Origin of the sequence: Limnovirga soli (assembly GCF_013106755.1) — a bacterium.
In the GTDB taxonomy this organism is placed as follows: Bacteria; Bacteroidota; Bacteroidia; order Chitinophagales; family Chitinophagaceae; genus Limnovirga; species Limnovirga soli.
Genome location: NZ_WHPF01000007.1, coordinates 325,376 through 340,938, shown reverse-complemented (window position 1 = coordinate 340,938; position 15,563 = coordinate 325,376). Strand labels below are relative to the sequence as shown.

The window sequence follows — 15,563 nt, the reverse complement described above, 5'->3', positions numbered from 1 at the left end:
TGTTCAAATGTAGGTGGATTTATGAAGCATTGATGCTATAGGTATTATTTCTGCATCAAATATTTTTTTTGCCTGGCTATTGATATATAATGCAGCTTTACTTGCGTCGCACTCTTGTGCTGTAGCAATAAATGCGGCATAAAACCATTTGACTGTGTAATTTCCTTCATTGAGCACCATAGATTCTACAATAGGGCCCAAATCACCCTCCACGCTCAATTCACTCCACCTATTGCCCAATAATGTACCTAAACGTTCAAGTGTGCGACGCAAGTAAAGCTTCATAGCAGCTCTCAGGCCGGGCCCAAAAACAGCATTTTTATGGCCTGCATTTATTATACCTTTTGGCGGGCATGTGTTTAAGCTGCTACCATAAATGCGAAAGCGCTTATCTTTGCTGCCATTTTTAAAAATAGTATATGAGTCAACATTTATCAGAACAGGAATTAATAAGACGTGAAAAATTAACCGAGCTGCAGGCATTGGGTATTGACCCTTTTCCGGCTGCCCTTTACCCTGTAACGCATTTTTCTGCTGATATTAAGGAACAGTTTAGCGAGGAAACCAAGGAACAATTTGCCAGTGTTTGCGTGGCCGGCCGTATTATGAGCCTGAATGATAAAGGCAAGGTGTTTTTTATTAAGATTCAGGACAGCAAAGGCATTATACAGCTATATGTACGCAAAGATGATGTTTGCCCCGGCGAGGATAAAACCCTGTTTGAAAAATTAATTAAACACCTGATAGACCTGGGCGATATTATTGGCGTAACCGGCTATGTATTTATTACCAAAACCGGAGAAACATCTGTACATGCTCAAAGTTTTGTGCTGCTGGCAAAATCGCTAAAACCATTACCTGTTGTAAAACGTGATGAGGAAGGCAATGTTTTTGATGCCGTAACCGACCCCGAGTTTCGTTATCGCCAGCGCTATGCCGATTTAATTATTAATCCGGCTGTAAAAGATGCTTTTGTAAAAAGAACCATATTGGTAAATACCATTCGCCAGTTTTTAAACGAACGTGGTGCACTGGAAGTAGATACCCCTGTTTTGCAACCCATACCGGGCGGTGCCGCTGCACGGCCATTTATTACGCACCACAATGCATTGGATATGCCCCTGTACCTGCGTATAGCCAACGAGCTTTATTTAAAAAGACTTATTGTTGGTGGCTTTGATTGGGTATATGAGTTTAGCCGTAATTTCCGTAACGAGGGTATGGATAGAACCCATAACCCCGAATTTACCGTACTGGAATGGTATACTGCCTACAAGGACTATTTCTGGATGATGGAAATTACTGAACAGTTGTTTGAAAAAATTGCACTGGCATTACATGGTACCACCGAATTACAGGTAGGTGATAAAATAATTAGTTTTAAAACACCTTATAAACGCATTTCTATTCACGATGCCATTAAAGAGAATACCGGTATTGATGTAAGTGATATGGACGAAGAAGCCCTGCGTGGCGTTTGTAAGCAATTGCACATTGCGGTGGAGCCCAATATTGGCAAAGGCAAACTGATAGATGAAATTTTTGGTAACACGGCAGAGCATACCTATATACAACCCACTTTTATTATAGATTACCCGGTAGAAATGAGCCCGCTTACCAAAAAACACCGCAGCAAAGCCGGTCTGGTAGAACGTTTTGAACTTATGGTAAATGGCAAGGAACTTGCCAATGCCTATAGCGAATTAAACGATCCTATTGACCAACGGGAACGTTTTGAAGAACAGGTACGCTTAATGGAAAGAGGTGATGATGAAGCCATGTTTATCGATTATGATTTTTTACGTGCTTTGGAATATGGTATGCCTCCTACCAGTGGTATTGGTATTGGCATAGACAGGTTGTGTATGTTAATGACCAATCAGCCTTCTATACAGGATGTATTATTATTCCCGCAAATGAGACCCGAAAAAAGGGAAGAAACCACCGCATAACCACTTTACTTGTTTTATAGCAAACACAAAGCAGGCCCGCAGGCCTGCTTTGTTATGTATACAAATTCTTGCGTAATATTGTCCTTATGAAAGTTACCGGTTTTAGCTTTATACGTAATGCAGTGCAATATCAGTATCCCATAAAAGAAGCACTGCTGTCTATTGCGCCCCTGTGCAATAATATGGTGGTGGCTGTAGGTAATTCTACTGATGAAACCCGCAACGAAGTTATAGCTACCGGCATACCCCAATTACAAATATTAGATACCATTTGGAACGAAGACCTGAAAGAAGGTGGCCGTGTACTGGCAGATGAAACCGACAAAGCATTCCAGGCCATAACAGCCGATGCAGACTGGTGTTTTTATATACAGGGCGATGAAGTATTACACGAAGACGGCTACCAAAATATTCTTAAAGCCATGCAGCAATATCAGCATGATGATGGAGTAGATGGGTTGCTGTTTAAATACCGACATTTTTATGGCTCGTTCGATTATTTAGGTTCTTCCTCCCGCTGGTACCGTAACGAAATAAGGGTGATTAAAAACAACAAAAACATTTATTCTTACCGCGATGCGCAGGGTTTTAGAAAAGGCGATAATCAAAAACTGCGGGTAAAAGCGGTAGATGCTACCATACACCACTATGGCTGGGTACGTGAGCCCAAAGCCATGCAGGCCAAATACAAAAACTCGGGCCGTTACTGGGTAAACGAAGCCTGGAGCCAAACAGCTGCCAAAGAATACGATGGAGCATTCGATTATTCGCAGGTAGATGCGCTGGAACGCTTTACGGGCACCCACCCGCAAATTATGCAAAGCCGAATACAAAACATGAACTGGCAGTTTACACACGATCTTTCATATAACAACCTAAAGCTAAAAGACCGTTTTAAAAATGTGCTGGAAAAGCTAACTGGCAAGCGCCCCTTCGATTATAAGAATTACCAATTGGTGTAATACAAACTATGCACCCGGCAGTGGAAGGTACCTGCCACTTTACTTGCGTCGCACACTTGTACGGTTAGATACTTTGGGCAGCAGAAATTTTTGCGTGTTGCCGAAAGGCAGGTTAGGCATTAATTAAGCATCATTGGTCAGGTTTCAATAAGGAAAATATTGAGTAGTAAAAAAATAGTATTTTTACTACTCAAGTTATTCCAAATGTCTAAAGAAGAAATTAAATACGAAATCAGTAAAGTGCTCGACCATTTTTCAGATAAGGCGTTAACAGAACTTTTGTCATTTTTAAAAGAATTAGATGCCAAAAAGGAAGATGAATTTTCCATAAATACATCATTAAATAGAATACTTACCGAAGACAAGGAATTATTAGCTAAACTGGCCCAATGATCTCTTTAAAAGAAGTTGAAGAAATACATCAAATCCTTATAGCTGAATTTGGCGGGGCAAATGGCATTAGAGACAAAGCACTATTGTTATCAGCCTTAGCAAGACCATTACAAACCTTTGATGGTAAATATCTTTATCCAACCGCAGTAGAAAAAGCCGCTTCACTCATTGAAAGCATTCTAATAAATCACCCATTTGTTGATGGCAATAAAAGAACCGGATATGTTTTAATGCGGCTTGTTTTATTAAGCAATAACTACGATATAAAAGCAAGCCAAGCAGAAAAATACACTTTTGTAATAGATATCGCTTCCGGCAAATTAAAGTTTGATGCAATTGTTAAATGGTTGAATACACAATTAGTTAAAGCTAAAGACTAGGCAATTGTTGCCATCATGGTTGAATAAATTGCATTTTTAATTTAAAGCAAGAATCCTGGCATTTATGCTAGTTAAAAGAATACGCTTTTACTCATGAAGTACTTTTTAAAACATCCATGATACCACTGCAAGTACTATCTATTAAAAAAAGACACTTTGAAAGTCGTTAATAGCAATGCCCTATTTTTTTGGCAAGGCTAATTGGTTCGGCTATTTTTGAGTTGTGTGCATTTTAAAATATCAATATTAAATTGGCAATAGACAATCTAATAACTATAAAAGGTGGCGCCTATAACGACATTAAAAAAGCGTTGCGACAATGGATTGAACTCTATTCAAATGACTTACAGGAAGATTTAACTTTTCAACTTTTTAAGAATGGTCGCGGAAATCATATCATTCAGGCCGACAAAAGACTTGACAACGAAAGATTTTTTTATCTTATAAACTATTTAAATTTTCCTGAAGGAATTGAATACGAAATTGACATTGAAGGTTTCACCATTGGAAAAGACAAAAACCAACTTAAAAACAAAAGTCTATTGGTTTACATCTCCAGAACTGACAAGGATTACGATAATGTTTTTGTAACGACTTCTGAAAATGAAAACTTCAAAGTTGATTTTGGCGGTAATATCACTGAAATAAAAGATCAAAGGTTTTTCAATCATCCAACAGACATAATCCTAGATTACCCGGAAACAATAAAGATTAATCGGATTCCAGTTTTAAAGAAAGAAGAAAAAATAAATGAAAATAGTATTGACAAGAGATTTAAAATTATATCAATAATTACTCTTAGTTTAACACTAATCGGTATAATCATAAATCAATATGATTCTCAAATCTTTCTAAAATTTGTATTTCTCTTTGGAATGGGAATAAGCACTTGGTTTTATGCTGACTATAAAATGCTTCAATCAGACAGACACTTCCTTTACAGTTTCGGGATAGCAACAGGGTATTTGCTTGTCGTTTTACTTAATAAAGGAGAATTGAACAAAAGTGTTTTAGATTATGGGGCATTATATCCAATAACGTTGTTGCTTATACAAAAACCCTTAAGACTAATATTCAAAGCAACTATGAATAGAGAGCCAGTAGTTGACAGACCAGCACCAACATTTTTGGACGGCGTTTATATGATTATTCTTTTTTTGGGTTTCACAATTTTGCCATTTTTCATTTTGGGCAGCTTATCAAAATGAAATGAAAAAGGTCAAATGTAACTGAATTTACTTCATACGGTATGTCAATCAAACTACACTTTTCGCTGCGGTTAGTATTACGCCAATATTAATGGAGAGAGTAACAAAAAAACCGATTATATCTATACCAATCAACACAAGTGCTTGTTCTTTTTTCCTAGTGCAACCAAAAAACACTCGAAAACTAAACTGCCATTTTTCGTGAGGGAATTGGAATTAAGCTGTTGTACTACTATAGTGAAGTACCGCAGGTCAATTTTCTGCAAACAGCCAATTGCATTTAGCTGACAGCTCATAGCTAACAGCTTTCCCCTGTGGATCAAGCTGCATAGCATTACCAACCGTACAAGAGTGCGACGCAAGCGGTGATGATTTTTGTACTTTCGCCGGGTAAATTATGGCTGTTGTATACAAATAAAAAAGCGGCGAACTTTGTATTGTTCGCCGCTTTTACTGATAGAAAGCTGTATTTATTTTTTCCAGTTAATGGAGGCAGATTTTACATCGCTGCTATTGGTACCAATATGTACAATAAACTCGCCTGGCTCCCAAACATAAGCCAGTGCTGTATTGTAGAACTTCAATTCCTCAGGAGTTATGATAAAAGTTACAGCTTTGCTTTCGCCGGGCTGCAAACTTATTTTTTGAAACCCTTTTAATTCTTTTACTGAGCGGGTAACCGTGGCCACAGGATCAGAGATATACAATTGCACTGCTTCTTCGCCGGCATATTTACCGGTATTGGTAACATTTACAGTAGCCTGTAAGGTTTCGTTACCCTGCAGGTTTGTTTTGCTTAAGCTAATATTACTATAGCTAAAACTGGTATAACTTAAACCGTAACCAAAGGGGTATAATGGATCGTTGGGCATATCCAAATAATTGGATTTAAACTTAGCAAACTCCTCATTATGATAAGGGCGGCCGGTATTTTTATAATTGTAGTAAATAGGTATTTGTCCAACAGAACGGGGAAAGGTAGCAGTAATTTTACCTGAAGGGTTATAGGCGCCAAACAATACATCGGCAATTGCATTACCGGCTTCGGTACCACCAAACCATACATCCAGTATGGCGTTAACATGGTCGTTCTCCCAGCCCAACGTCATAGGGCGGCCGTTGAATAAAACCAGCACTACGGGTTTGCCGGTTTTTACCAGGGCTTTTAACAGGTTTTCCTGGCTTTCCTGCAGGGCAATATTGGCCATACTGGATGCTTCACCGGTCATATCTGCTGCTTCGCCGAGTACAGCAACAATTACATCAGCTTTATTGGCAACATCTAATGCCTCGCTTAACAATTGTTCTGATGAACGTGCTTCGGGTTCAATCTCGGGGCCAAAAGCATTTACCCTTTTGGCAAAAGCTGCATCATCGCTTATATTAGCGCCTTTGGCATATAATACATTTACATTGTTACCGGCTACATTTTTCATGCCTTCCAATACACTAACGCTTTTGTATGGGTCGCCACCCACACTCCAGGTACCCAGCATATTTCTTTTGCTTTCGGCCAATGGGCCAATTAATGCAATAGTGCCGTTTTTTTGAAGTGGCAATACCTGGTTTTGATTTTTAAGCAATACAAATGAATGTGCTGCAATTTCCCTGGCTGCTTTTCTGTTACCGGCTGATAGAATTTCTGTAGTTGCCCTTTGCTCGTTGCAATAGCGGTAAGGATCGGCAAATAAACCCAGCTTATATTTTGCTTCCAGAATTCTGCGGCAGGCATCATCAATTTGTTTGGCGGTTACTTTACCTTCCTGCAATGATTTTTTTAGGGTGGTTAAAAAACCTTCACCCACCATATCCATATCAACACTAGCATTTAGAGACATGGCCGATACGGTTTGCAAATCGCCCACACCATGGTTAACCATTTCGTTAATAGCCGTATAATCTGTAACCAACAGACCGTTAAAGCCCCATTGTTTGCGCAATACATCATTCATTAAAAATTTACTACCTGTGGCAGGTACGGCATCCACTTCGTTAAATGAAGTCATTACACTACCCACGCCTGCATCAATAGCTGCTTTATAAGGCGGCAGGTAATACTGGTACATTTTTATGCGGCTCATATCGGTAGTGTTATAATCACGGCCGGCTTCTGCAGCGCCATATAAAGCATAGTGTTTAACGCAGGCTATCAGTGTATTATCTTTTGAAAGATCGCTACCCTGATAACCTTTTACCATGGCTTTGGCAATTTGAGAACCTAGATAGGGATCTTCGCCACCGCCTTCGGCAATGCGGCCCCAGCGTGGGTCACGGGCAATATCTACCATAGGCGAAAAGGCCCAGTTTAACCCATCAGCCGTTGCTTCGGTAGCGGCTATACGGGCACTGCGTTCTATCAGTGGCATATCCCAGCTGCACGATAATGCCAGCGGAATAGGAAAGGTAGTTTGATGACCATGAATTACATCCAATCCAAAAATTAGCGGAATATGCAGCCTGGAATTATTTACTGCAATTTCCTGTATAGAACGAATTTTTGCAGGGCCGGTAATACCAAATAAACCACCCACCGCGCCTTTGCGAATTTTACTGTCTACATCGCTGCTAACTACAGAACCTGTAACTGCACCACCGGGTGTTACCAGGTTTAGCTGACCAATTTTTTCGTCAACCGTCATTTTGGCCATTAACTTGGTTACAAATGCATTCATGGCTGCATCCTGCGCCTGTGTAGCGTTAAAAGCCAGTATTAGTAACAGGCCAAGCACTATCTTTTTCATATGCTAAGTTTTATACGTATTTAAAAAATATAATTCAGGTTATTATTTTAATTGTTATTGGCCCGGCTATGCAGTGCTATTTAGCCCGGTTGCGTCGCACTCTTGTACGTTCGGGTTATTTAGCGGCTTTAAATACATTATCCACTGCTGCCACAAGGCCAGAACGGTGCAGTGTGCGACGCAAGTAAAGCTGCATTTAGCTATGCTGTCAGGCCCATACATCAAACTAATTACTTTAAAAAAGGTTCAATAATTTTTTGCCATATCGCATAGCCTTTGGCATTCATATGCAGGTTATCCTCTATAAACAAATCCGGCATAGGTTTACCATCGGCACCCAGCATGGGGTAAAACACATCTGCGTAGGCGGTTTTGCGCTGTGTTTTTAAAAATGCTTGTATTAATGTATTGGCTTCTACTTCTTTATCAAATAGTTTAATACGGCTGGGACTGGGTTTTATAGACACAAATACTACCGGCACTTTACCCAGCTTACTGCGAATAATATTAAAGAGGGTGGTAAACCTTTGCAATACCATGGCAGCCGTAACGGTATCGCTTTGTGCAAGGTCGTTCTCGCCACAATAAATAACCACTTGTTTGGGGTGATATGGGATAATAATATCGTTGGCATAACGTATTACATCGGGCAAGGTAGAGCCACCAAAGCCACGGTTTATAATGGTATGCGCAGGAAAATCGGCCTGTACTGCTTTCCAAAACCTAAAGGAAGAACTACCCACAAATAAAATGGGATGTTTGGGTGGGGCTTGCAGGCTATCGGCTTTTTTAAAGTCTTGTATTTCGTTATAAAATGGGGGCTGCTGATTTTGTGCTGCCAAAAAATTATTACAGCAGGTGATGAGCAGAATAAAAAAAACAGATTGTAAGTAATATTTCATTGTATGCTATTAACTATACCATGGGCCATTTAAATGTAGATTGCAATGTAACTCTTTTACCATTTGCAGAAGATGATCTGGCAGCTTCAATAATTTCCAATACATGCAAAGCATGCTCGGTGGCAATACGAGGTTCAATACCTTTAATTAATGATTCGCCCACTTTAGTAGCTCCTTCCTGCCATTCGTAGCCTTCAGCATCGGGTAAATATAGTTTGGCAGGCTCTGTCCACGAGGTATCGAGATATACACCCTTGGGCTCCCAATCGTAGCCAATCAGGCGCATATTGCCATAATCGCCATAAATCTGAATGGAGTGTAAGGTTTGCCCCTTTGCATCATGGCCATGGGGATCGAAATAATTAAAGCCACACATTACATGGCTAATCACATTATTGGCATGTTCTAATAAGATTTGTGCATTATCCTCGGCCTGCACTTTTATTTTGCCTTTATCATCAACTGTTCTTTCGGGGTTTACAATGCTTGTCATGGCCATAACACTTTTTGCAGGGCCCAACAAGCCCGTTAAAGTAGCCATATTGTATACGCCAAGATCGGGCATACTTCCACCGCCCTGCTCATAAAAAAAAGCACTCCAGGTGGGGCCAGTATGGCCATATTGACCATGCGCAGCAGCTACCCTGCCCAATTTGCCTTCCTGTATAGCTTTGCTCATAAAAGCAAACTGAGGACTGTTTACCACTGCGGGTGCGCCCCAAATTCTTAATCCTTTGTTTTTAGCAAGTTCAAACAAAGCCTTTCCTTCAGCGTAGGTATTGGCCATGGGTTTTTCGCTCCATACATGTTTGCCGGCCAGCAAAGCTTTTTTGTTTAGCTCACCATGTGCCTGCATATCGGTAATGGTAACCATCATGTCAAATGAAAGTGCTTCCAGCATTTTATCAATATGCGGATAAGTATTGGCAATATTAAAAGCTTTGGCTTGCGCTAAGGCCCTGTCGTACTTAATATCGCAAAGGCCAACTACTTCAATTAAAGCAGAAGAAGTTAATTGTGGCAGGTAGCGGTTGCTTACACTTCCGCATCCAATAATAGCTACCCGCAATTTTTTAGAAGGGGTATTTTTTGCCAGGCTTTCCAGAGAGCTAACCAGCAATGCCGCACTGGCCATCGCTGTTTGTTTTAAAAAACTGCTACGTGAAAAAGTATTCATAGCTGCAATCGTGAACTTATTAAAAAATTAGGTTGTATAAAAACGTTACAAGCAAGTCTTAATTAGGTTCTAAGGTAGTAAAGTATCAGGCAATATTTACTATGATAAAAATCATTTTAACCAGGGACTTGTAAAACCCAATTTATGTAAGCCATTTTGTATTTCAGGAACACTCATAAACAGTTTCCATAACAGTCCGGTACGGTAATTTTCAATCATCACAATCTCCGGACCCTGGTCTATGGCCAAATGAGAAGTGGCATACCAGTTTTTTGATTCATTAAAACCATCTGTAAACCCATATTCACTCCATATTCTATCGCCCAGATCGTAGTAAAAATGTTTTAGTGCTTTCATGGAATATTCAGGTGTATAAGGAAAGGCAGAAAGAGCTGCCGTTGGTGCAATGGTACCGCCATCATTATCGGGCGAATAGGCATTATAACCATCGTATGTATCGCCAGCAGTTAAACCCCAGCAATTATCCCCATAACCCTTAAACTGCTTAGGATTTAACACGCAATAATTATAATTGATAAGGGTATGATTATAATTCTGTTGCCAGTAATTGGCATAATCATCCTGCAGATTATGTGGGTCTAAACCCAAAAATGAATAATGGGAAAAAAACAATGGCCCCCCATAATCAAAACCCAAAGGCAGGGTTACTCCATAAAATTCTTTACCATTTTTAAAATGGCTGCTTTCCGCCCAGCACTTGCGGTAAACCTGGGCGCTTACCGGGTATCTTGGGGCAGAGGCGGCCAGAATATAAGTAATTAAGGTTTCGTTCCAGCCGCGCAGCTCAAAATTCATATCCCAGCTATAATTGGGGCTCCAATGCCAGTATAACAAATCCATATTATCACGTGTGTGCCAGTTCCAGTTGGTTTCTTCCCACATCCAGGTAATTTTCTGGCGCAATTCATTTTCGGTGCGGGTATCGGCCGTAAAATATTGCCTTACACATAATAAACCCTGCATCAGGTAGGCTGTTTCTACCAAATCGGCACCATCATCCCTGCGGCTAAAGGGAATGGTTTTTCCTGTTGCACCATTTAGCCAATGCGGAAAAACGCCATGATATGCATCCGCCTTTAGTAAAAAATTTACCATCTTTAATAAACGGGCTGACACAGAATCCCTTGGCTGCCATTTGCGTTCGGCAGCTACAATCATGGCCATAACACCAAAGCCGGTACCACCGGTAGTTACTACTTCGTTGCCATAATTATAAGCTTCATTACTTCGCTCCCTGGCCATACCCGAAACCGGGTGACCAAAATCCCAGAAATAACGAAAGGTTTGTTTTTGTACCAGTTCCAACAAAGCAGTATCTGATAAATTTTTGGGGCGGTTGGCTGCATTAAACGCAATTGGCGCAACAACAACTTTACTCTTTTGTGCGTAATCCGGCAAAACAACTAAACAAGCGAGTACTAAAAAATAAACAGGGAGCATGAACCGTTTCATAATATATTTTTTCTAAGGCAAGATTAAAAATAAGGACTTTGAAAACCCAATGTAAGCATTCCGGATTTTATTTCGGGGCAGCTCATAAAAAGTTGCCATAATAAACCGGTGCGGTAATTTTCTATCATTACAATTTCGGGGCCCTGATCTATGGCAAGATATGAATTGGCAAACCAGATATTGGTTAAATTATAGGCATCTTTAAACCCAAATTCACCCCATAATTTATCACCCATTGTATAGTAAAAAAACCGAATGGCATTCATTGATTCAACAGGCGTATATGGCAATGAAGCAATGGCAGCAGTAGGTGAAATTACCCCGTTATCATTATCTGGTGCATGGGCACTATATCCGGTAATATTATCATCACTGGCGGTTAAACCCCAGCTGGAAGTACTATACCCATTAAAGCTTTTGGGGTTATTAACGCAATACAAATAGTTAATACGTGCATGCGATGAATCCTGTACCCAGTAATCGGCATAAGTATCTTTTAACCCATGTGGATTTATACCCAGAAAAGAATATTGCGCAAAGAACAAAGGGCCGCCAAAAGCAGGGCCTACAGGCAATGTAACGCCAAAATAGGCGTTGCCATTTTTCATGGCGCCATTTTTAGCCCAGCCATTATCATATACCGTTTTGGGTATGGCCGATGTGGGAGAAGAAGCAGCCAATGCATATACAATCAAGGCTTCATTCCAGCCGGAAACAGCCATATTCATATCCCAATTGTATTTGGGGCTCCAATGCCAGTATAATACCTGTTCATTATTTTTACGAAACCAATTCCATTCTACGCCATTCCATAAGGCATTTATATCATTGCGCAATTGCTGTTCTGTTGCATCGGCACTATTAAAGTATTGACGTGCACATAAAAGGCCCTGCATTAAATAGGATGTTTCTACCAAATCTGCTCCGTCATCTTTTTCGCTAAAGGGAATAGTGGCACCAGTGCTGCCATTTATCCAGTGGGCAAAAGCGCCATGATAGCTGGTGCAATTGTGTTGTAAAAAACTTACAATTTTTTGTATGCGTGTTACTGCATCTGTACGGTTTATAAAATTTCTGTTGGTGGCGGCTATCATGGCCATAATACCAAATCCGGTACCACCGGTGGTAACAATATCGCCTGAGGAATTTCTTTCGCGGGCCATACCAGAAACCGGGTGACCAAAATTCCAGAAATAAGCAAATGTTTGTAGTTGCACCAAATCCAGCAATGCGCTGTCTGATATGACTGGAAATTTATTGGTTGAATCCAGTTGCGTAGTAAGTTGTATACTCACTGCTGTGCGCAATGCACCCTTTACCTGTGATTTAAGGGCAGTAGATACCGTAACCACATATTGTGTAATAAAATCCAACGAATCAGCTGGTATAATTACAATAGTGCTGTCGCTATTCTCGTAGGTAGTATTGTAAGCTACAGTAGCACCAGCGTTATCTTTAAACAACACACTGTTACTTACACTGGCATGATCTATTTTAGTTGAAAAAGAAAATTTTATTACCGGTTTTGTGTTGCTATTATAGTACGTAAAGCCATTATACACGCCATTTACCTTTAACGTATTTAATGCAAAAGAAGGTGGAATATCTGGAGGTGGTGGATTGCTATCGCCGCCTTTGCTACAGGCAAAAAAGGCAAACAAAATTATAGGCAGCGTACATTTTTTTATATGTGTCATAGCTAAAAATTATAGGCTAAGGCAAAAAATAGTTCCCGTTTTAAACTGCCCAATAGCATTACCGTTGCACAAGAGTGCGACGCAAGTAAAGCATCACTCATATGCATAAGCCGGGTTAATAAATGCATTTTTAAAAAACCATTTTTGTGCGCAGGCTGTAATAACTAGTGGCATCGCCGCTTGCCACGCTCGGTTCGGGGTTCCACTTTTATGGGATCAAATATTACAGCAAAAAAAAGGGCTGCCGGGTTATTCATTTGCCGGCAACCCTACACTAACTGCTTATAAAATATTGAATACTATTTGCCGCGGCCTTCCAGTTTTACCAATGCATTTACATCAGCATCAATAAGCGCGGTATTGTAAATACGCACTTCGTCAAGGCCACCTTTTAAATAACTGGCCCAGGGCTCTGCACCATGGCTGCTGGTAAGGCTTGGCTCCGTCATAAACTGCACCGTACCAAAAACAAGCTGACCACTATTGGTAAAATTCAATGTACCAAAGCCATTATCAACTTCAGTTGCCACTACCGAACCATTTATGTAAAATTTAAATGTATGCGTATCTCCATCAAAGCTAACGGCAAAATGTACCCAGTTGCCAAAAATACCAGGTATACCATCTTTGGCCAGCCAATGCTCTGGTGAGCTACCATTATTCACAATGTGCACCCTGAATTTAGCCGCATCAGCAGTACTTCCATTTTCAAAAAACATATCGATATTGCCCCAGAAATTACTGTTATTGGCAAGGTTTACAGTGCCTGCAATACCACTGCCATTTACTGGTGCATTTACCCAATAGGCAATGGTAAAACTCTTCATACTGGTAATGGCTGTACCCGGGTTAAAAAGCACATAGCCTTTGTCGCCGGTAAGCAACGCTTTACCCTTTACGCCGTTTTGAAAAGTAGTACCTGCATTGGTACCGGCAGTATTGGTAACGCTATCCAAAAAATTATCATCAAAAGCCCAATATCCCACCAGGCTGGATGGTGCAATTTCTGCCGAGCTGGTATATCCCCCAATTGATAATGCAGGTGCATAAGTTGCAGGATCGAATTTTTTGTAACATGATGTACAGCAAATACTGATGATAAGCACCACAGTAAGAACTGGCATCATTTTATTGATTATATTTTTCATATTAAATGCGTTTAATCTGTTTAAATTAATAACCCGGGTTTTGTACCAAGGTTCCGGCGCTAATGTCTATCTCGTTTTGAGGAATTGGCCATACTTCGTTTTTACCCGCCACAAATCCTTTTGAAGCAAGTACTGTAGCGGCCTGTCCCTGACGAACCAAATCGAAAAAGCGATCAAACTCCATTCCCATTTCTACCCTTCTTTCGTGCCAGATAGCGGTACGCAGGGCAGACTGATCAGTAGTAGTTACATTGGGTAAAATAGCATTATTGCCACCTCTTGCCCGGGCTCGTACGGCATTTAAAGAGCTTAATGCCTGTGCATTGTTGCCCAATTCGTTTGCTGCTTCGGCATTCATCAACAATACTTCGGCATAGCGTATAACACGTACATTTTGCTCAGATCCTTCATTGCACTCTACATAAGTACTAAATGGCACGTAGGATTTTTGGTTATACATTGGGTTATCACCAACAGCGGGTATTGCATCACCTTCGGGTGTACTTTCACCCCTGAAAATAATGGTAGCATCTCTGCGTGGGTCGCCGGCTTCATAAGCATCTGCCAGGTTTTGTGTAGGCACATTAAAACCCCAGCCACCACCCTGAGAGCCTCTGGTACCCTGTACCTGAGAATACTGCGAATTAGATGCATCGCAATTACCGGGAATATATTTGCACTGTATCTCAAACACCGATTCAGAACAATTTTCATTGGCCACCCGGAATAATTGCTCGTAACTAGGGAATAATGCATAAACTCCTGAGCTCATTACCTGGTTGGTTAAATCAAATACATCCTGCCACTTTTGTTGGTACATGGCCACTTTTGCATGTAAGGCCATCGCTGCACCTTTTGTAGCACGGCCCAAATCTGCTGCGCCATAGGTGGCGGGCAAAACAGCTGCTGCATCGGTAAGGTCTTGTTCAATAGCAGCATATACTTCTGCTTTGGGTGTTCTGGGAATATTATAGCTGCTGGCATCTGCTGGTAAATGCAAACGCAAAGGCACATCACCAAATGCCCTAACCAACCTGAAATAAGCATAGGCACGAACAAATTTTGCTTCGGCCAGATAACGGGCTTTTAGCGTTTCATCCATGGTTATGGCTGGAATATTATCAAGCACCTGATTGCAGAAATTAATTTCCTGGTATTGACCAGTCCAGAAATCCAGAATCTGGCCTTCAGTAGAACTGGCAGAGAAATTATCAAAGTTGTTCATAAAAGTAGCATCACTGGGGCTGCTGCCTTTTTCAGCATCATCAGATGCCACACTTTCAATAGCAATGGGTGCAAATGCTACCTGCTTCCATTCGTGCAGGTTTGCATACATGGCATTCACTGCCTTGGTAGCATCCGCTTCAGATTGCCAGAATTGCTGACCTGGTTGCTGACCCTGTGGTGGTACATCTAAAAATTTTTTATTGCATCCCGCAATAATGAACAGTATAAAAATGGCTGCCAGCACCGTTGCGCCAAGCACTTTTTGTATACTATATGTTTTATTATTAAGTTTCATTGGAATAA

Annotated in this window: 13 protein-coding genes; 5 read left to right on the top strand and 8 right to left on the bottom strand. The window is 40.7% G+C overall.

Translation table 11 applies throughout. The annotated features are described in order from the left end of the window. Positions 1 to 3 precede the first annotated feature (3 nt). Positions 4 to 285 carry a hypothetical protein gene (locus GD597_RS12045; RefSeq protein WP_171608104.1) on the bottom strand — a complete coding sequence of 94 codons (282 nt, stop codon included), beginning with the start codon at positions 283 to 285 and terminating at the stop codon, positions 4 to 6. 134 nt (positions 286 to 419) lie between these two features. On the opposite strand from GD597_RS12045, the gene lysS reads away from it, so the two are divergent. From lysS to GD597_RS12020, 5 genes are all read left to right on the top strand, one after another. Beyond that, positions 420 to 1,952 (top strand): lysine--tRNA ligase, encoded by a 1,533-nt coding sequence (gene lysS / locus GD597_RS12040; RefSeq protein WP_171608103.1) that lies wholly within the window; start codon positions 420 to 422, stop codon positions 1,950 to 1,952. An 86-nt stretch (positions 1,953 to 2,038) separates the two neighbouring features. Further along, positions 2,039 to 2,914, top strand: coding sequence for a glycosyltransferase family protein (locus GD597_RS12035; protein WP_171608102.1), 876 nt, complete (start codon positions 2,039 to 2,041; stop codon positions 2,912 to 2,914). 204 nt (positions 2,915 to 3,118) lie between these two features. Further along, a complete protein-coding gene (locus GD597_RS12030; protein ID WP_171608101.1) occupies positions 3,119 to 3,307 on the top strand; it encodes a hypothetical protein in 189 nt (62 codons plus the stop codon). Further along, positions 3,304 to 3,687, top strand: coding sequence for a type II toxin-antitoxin system death-on-curing family toxin (locus GD597_RS12025; RefSeq protein WP_171608100.1), 384 nt, complete (start codon positions 3,304 to 3,306; stop codon positions 3,685 to 3,687). The genes GD597_RS12030 and GD597_RS12025 overlap by 4 nt, the downstream gene beginning before the upstream one ends. Before the next feature lie 251 nt (positions 3,688 to 3,938). Beyond that, positions 3,939 to 4,895, top strand: coding sequence for a hypothetical protein (locus GD597_RS12020; RefSeq protein ID WP_171608099.1), 957 nt, complete (start codon positions 3,939 to 3,941; stop codon positions 4,893 to 4,895). Between the two features lie 470 nt (positions 4,896 to 5,365). On the opposite strand, the gene bglX is transcribed toward GD597_RS12020, so the two are convergent. The 7 genes from bglX to GD597_RS11985 form a co-directional block, all read right to left on the bottom strand. Next, positions 5,366 to 7,636, bottom strand: coding sequence for a beta-glucosidase BglX (gene bglX / locus GD597_RS12015; RefSeq protein WP_171608098.1), 2,271 nt, complete (start codon positions 7,634 to 7,636; stop codon positions 5,366 to 5,368). 230 nt (positions 7,637 to 7,866) lie between these two features. After that, positions 7,867 to 8,538: an SGNH/GDSL hydrolase family protein gene (locus tag GD597_RS12010; protein ID WP_171608097.1), complete on the bottom strand. Its 672-nt coding sequence runs from the start codon at positions 8,536 to 8,538 to the stop codon at positions 7,867 to 7,869. Positions 8,539 to 8,551: 13 nt separating this feature from the next. Further along, positions 8,552 to 9,715, bottom strand: coding sequence for a Gfo/Idh/MocA family protein (locus GD597_RS12005; protein WP_171608096.1), 1,164 nt, complete (start codon positions 9,713 to 9,715; stop codon positions 8,552 to 8,554). Positions 9,716 to 9,826: 111 nt separating this feature from the next. Next, positions 9,827 to 11,188 (bottom strand): glucoamylase family protein, encoded by a 1,362-nt coding sequence (locus GD597_RS12000; RefSeq protein WP_235954275.1) that lies wholly within the window; start codon positions 11,186 to 11,188, stop codon positions 9,827 to 9,829. A 23-nt stretch (positions 11,189 to 11,211) separates the two neighbouring features. Beyond that, on the bottom strand, positions 11,212 to 12,885 hold the full coding sequence (locus GD597_RS11995) for a glucoamylase family protein (RefSeq protein WP_171608095.1): 1,674 nt from the start codon (positions 12,883 to 12,885) through the stop codon (positions 11,212 to 11,214). Between the two features lie 299 nt (positions 12,886 to 13,184). Beyond that, complete coding sequence (locus GD597_RS11990; protein WP_171608094.1) at positions 13,185 to 14,033, bottom strand: LamG domain-containing protein; 849 nt, start codon at positions 14,031 to 14,033, stop codon at positions 13,185 to 13,187. A gap of 25 nt (positions 14,034 to 14,058) precedes the next feature. Next, on the bottom strand, positions 14,059 to 15,555 hold the full coding sequence (locus GD597_RS11985; RefSeq protein WP_171608093.1) for a RagB/SusD family nutrient uptake outer membrane protein: 1,497 nt from the start codon (positions 15,553 to 15,555) through the stop codon (positions 14,059 to 14,061). Positions 15,556 to 15,563: the final 8 nt, after the last annotated feature.

What these genes read in the sequence shown, in the direction of transcription:
- GD597_RS11995 (WP_171608095.1), bottom strand. Translation starts at nt 12,885, where the DNA reads ATGACACATATAAAAAAATGTACGCTGCCTATAATTTTGTTTGCCTTT.
- GD597_RS12010 (WP_171608097.1), bottom strand. Translation starts at nt 8,538, where the DNA reads ATGAAATATTACTTACAATCTGTTTTTTTTATTCTGCTCATCACCTGC.
- GD597_RS12000 (WP_235954275.1), bottom strand. Translation starts at nt 11,188, where the DNA reads ATGAAACGGTTCATGCTCCCTGTTTATTTTTTAGTACTCGCTTGTTTA.
- GD597_RS12045 (WP_171608104.1), bottom strand. Translation starts at nt 285, where the DNA reads ATGAAGCTTTACTTGCGTCGCACACTTGAACGTTTAGGTACATTATTG.
- GD597_RS12035 (WP_171608102.1), top strand. Translation starts at nt 2,039, where the DNA reads ATGAAAGTTACCGGTTTTAGCTTTATACGTAATGCAGTGCAATATCAG.
- GD597_RS11985 (WP_171608093.1), bottom strand. Translation starts at nt 15,555, where the DNA reads ATGAAACTTAATAATAAAACATATAGTATACAAAAAGTGCTTGGCGCA.
- lysS (WP_171608103.1), top strand. Translation starts at nt 420, where the DNA reads ATGAGTCAACATTTATCAGAACAGGAATTAATAAGACGTGAAAAATTA.
- GD597_RS12005 (WP_171608096.1), bottom strand. Translation starts at nt 9,715, where the DNA reads ATGAATACTTTTTCACGTAGCAGTTTTTTAAAACAAACAGCGATGGCC.
- bglX (WP_171608098.1), bottom strand. Translation starts at nt 7,636, where the DNA reads ATGAAAAAGATAGTGCTTGGCCTGTTACTAATACTGGCTTTTAACGCT.
- GD597_RS11990 (WP_171608094.1), bottom strand. Translation starts at nt 14,033, where the DNA reads ATGAAAAATATAATCAATAAAATGATGCCAGTTCTTACTGTGGTGCTT.
- GD597_RS12025 (WP_171608100.1), top strand. Translation starts at nt 3,304, where the DNA reads ATGATCTCTTTAAAAGAAGTTGAAGAAATACATCAAATCCTTATAGCT.
- GD597_RS12030 (WP_171608101.1), top strand. Translation starts at nt 3,119, where the DNA reads ATGTCTAAAGAAGAAATTAAATACGAAATCAGTAAAGTGCTCGACCAT.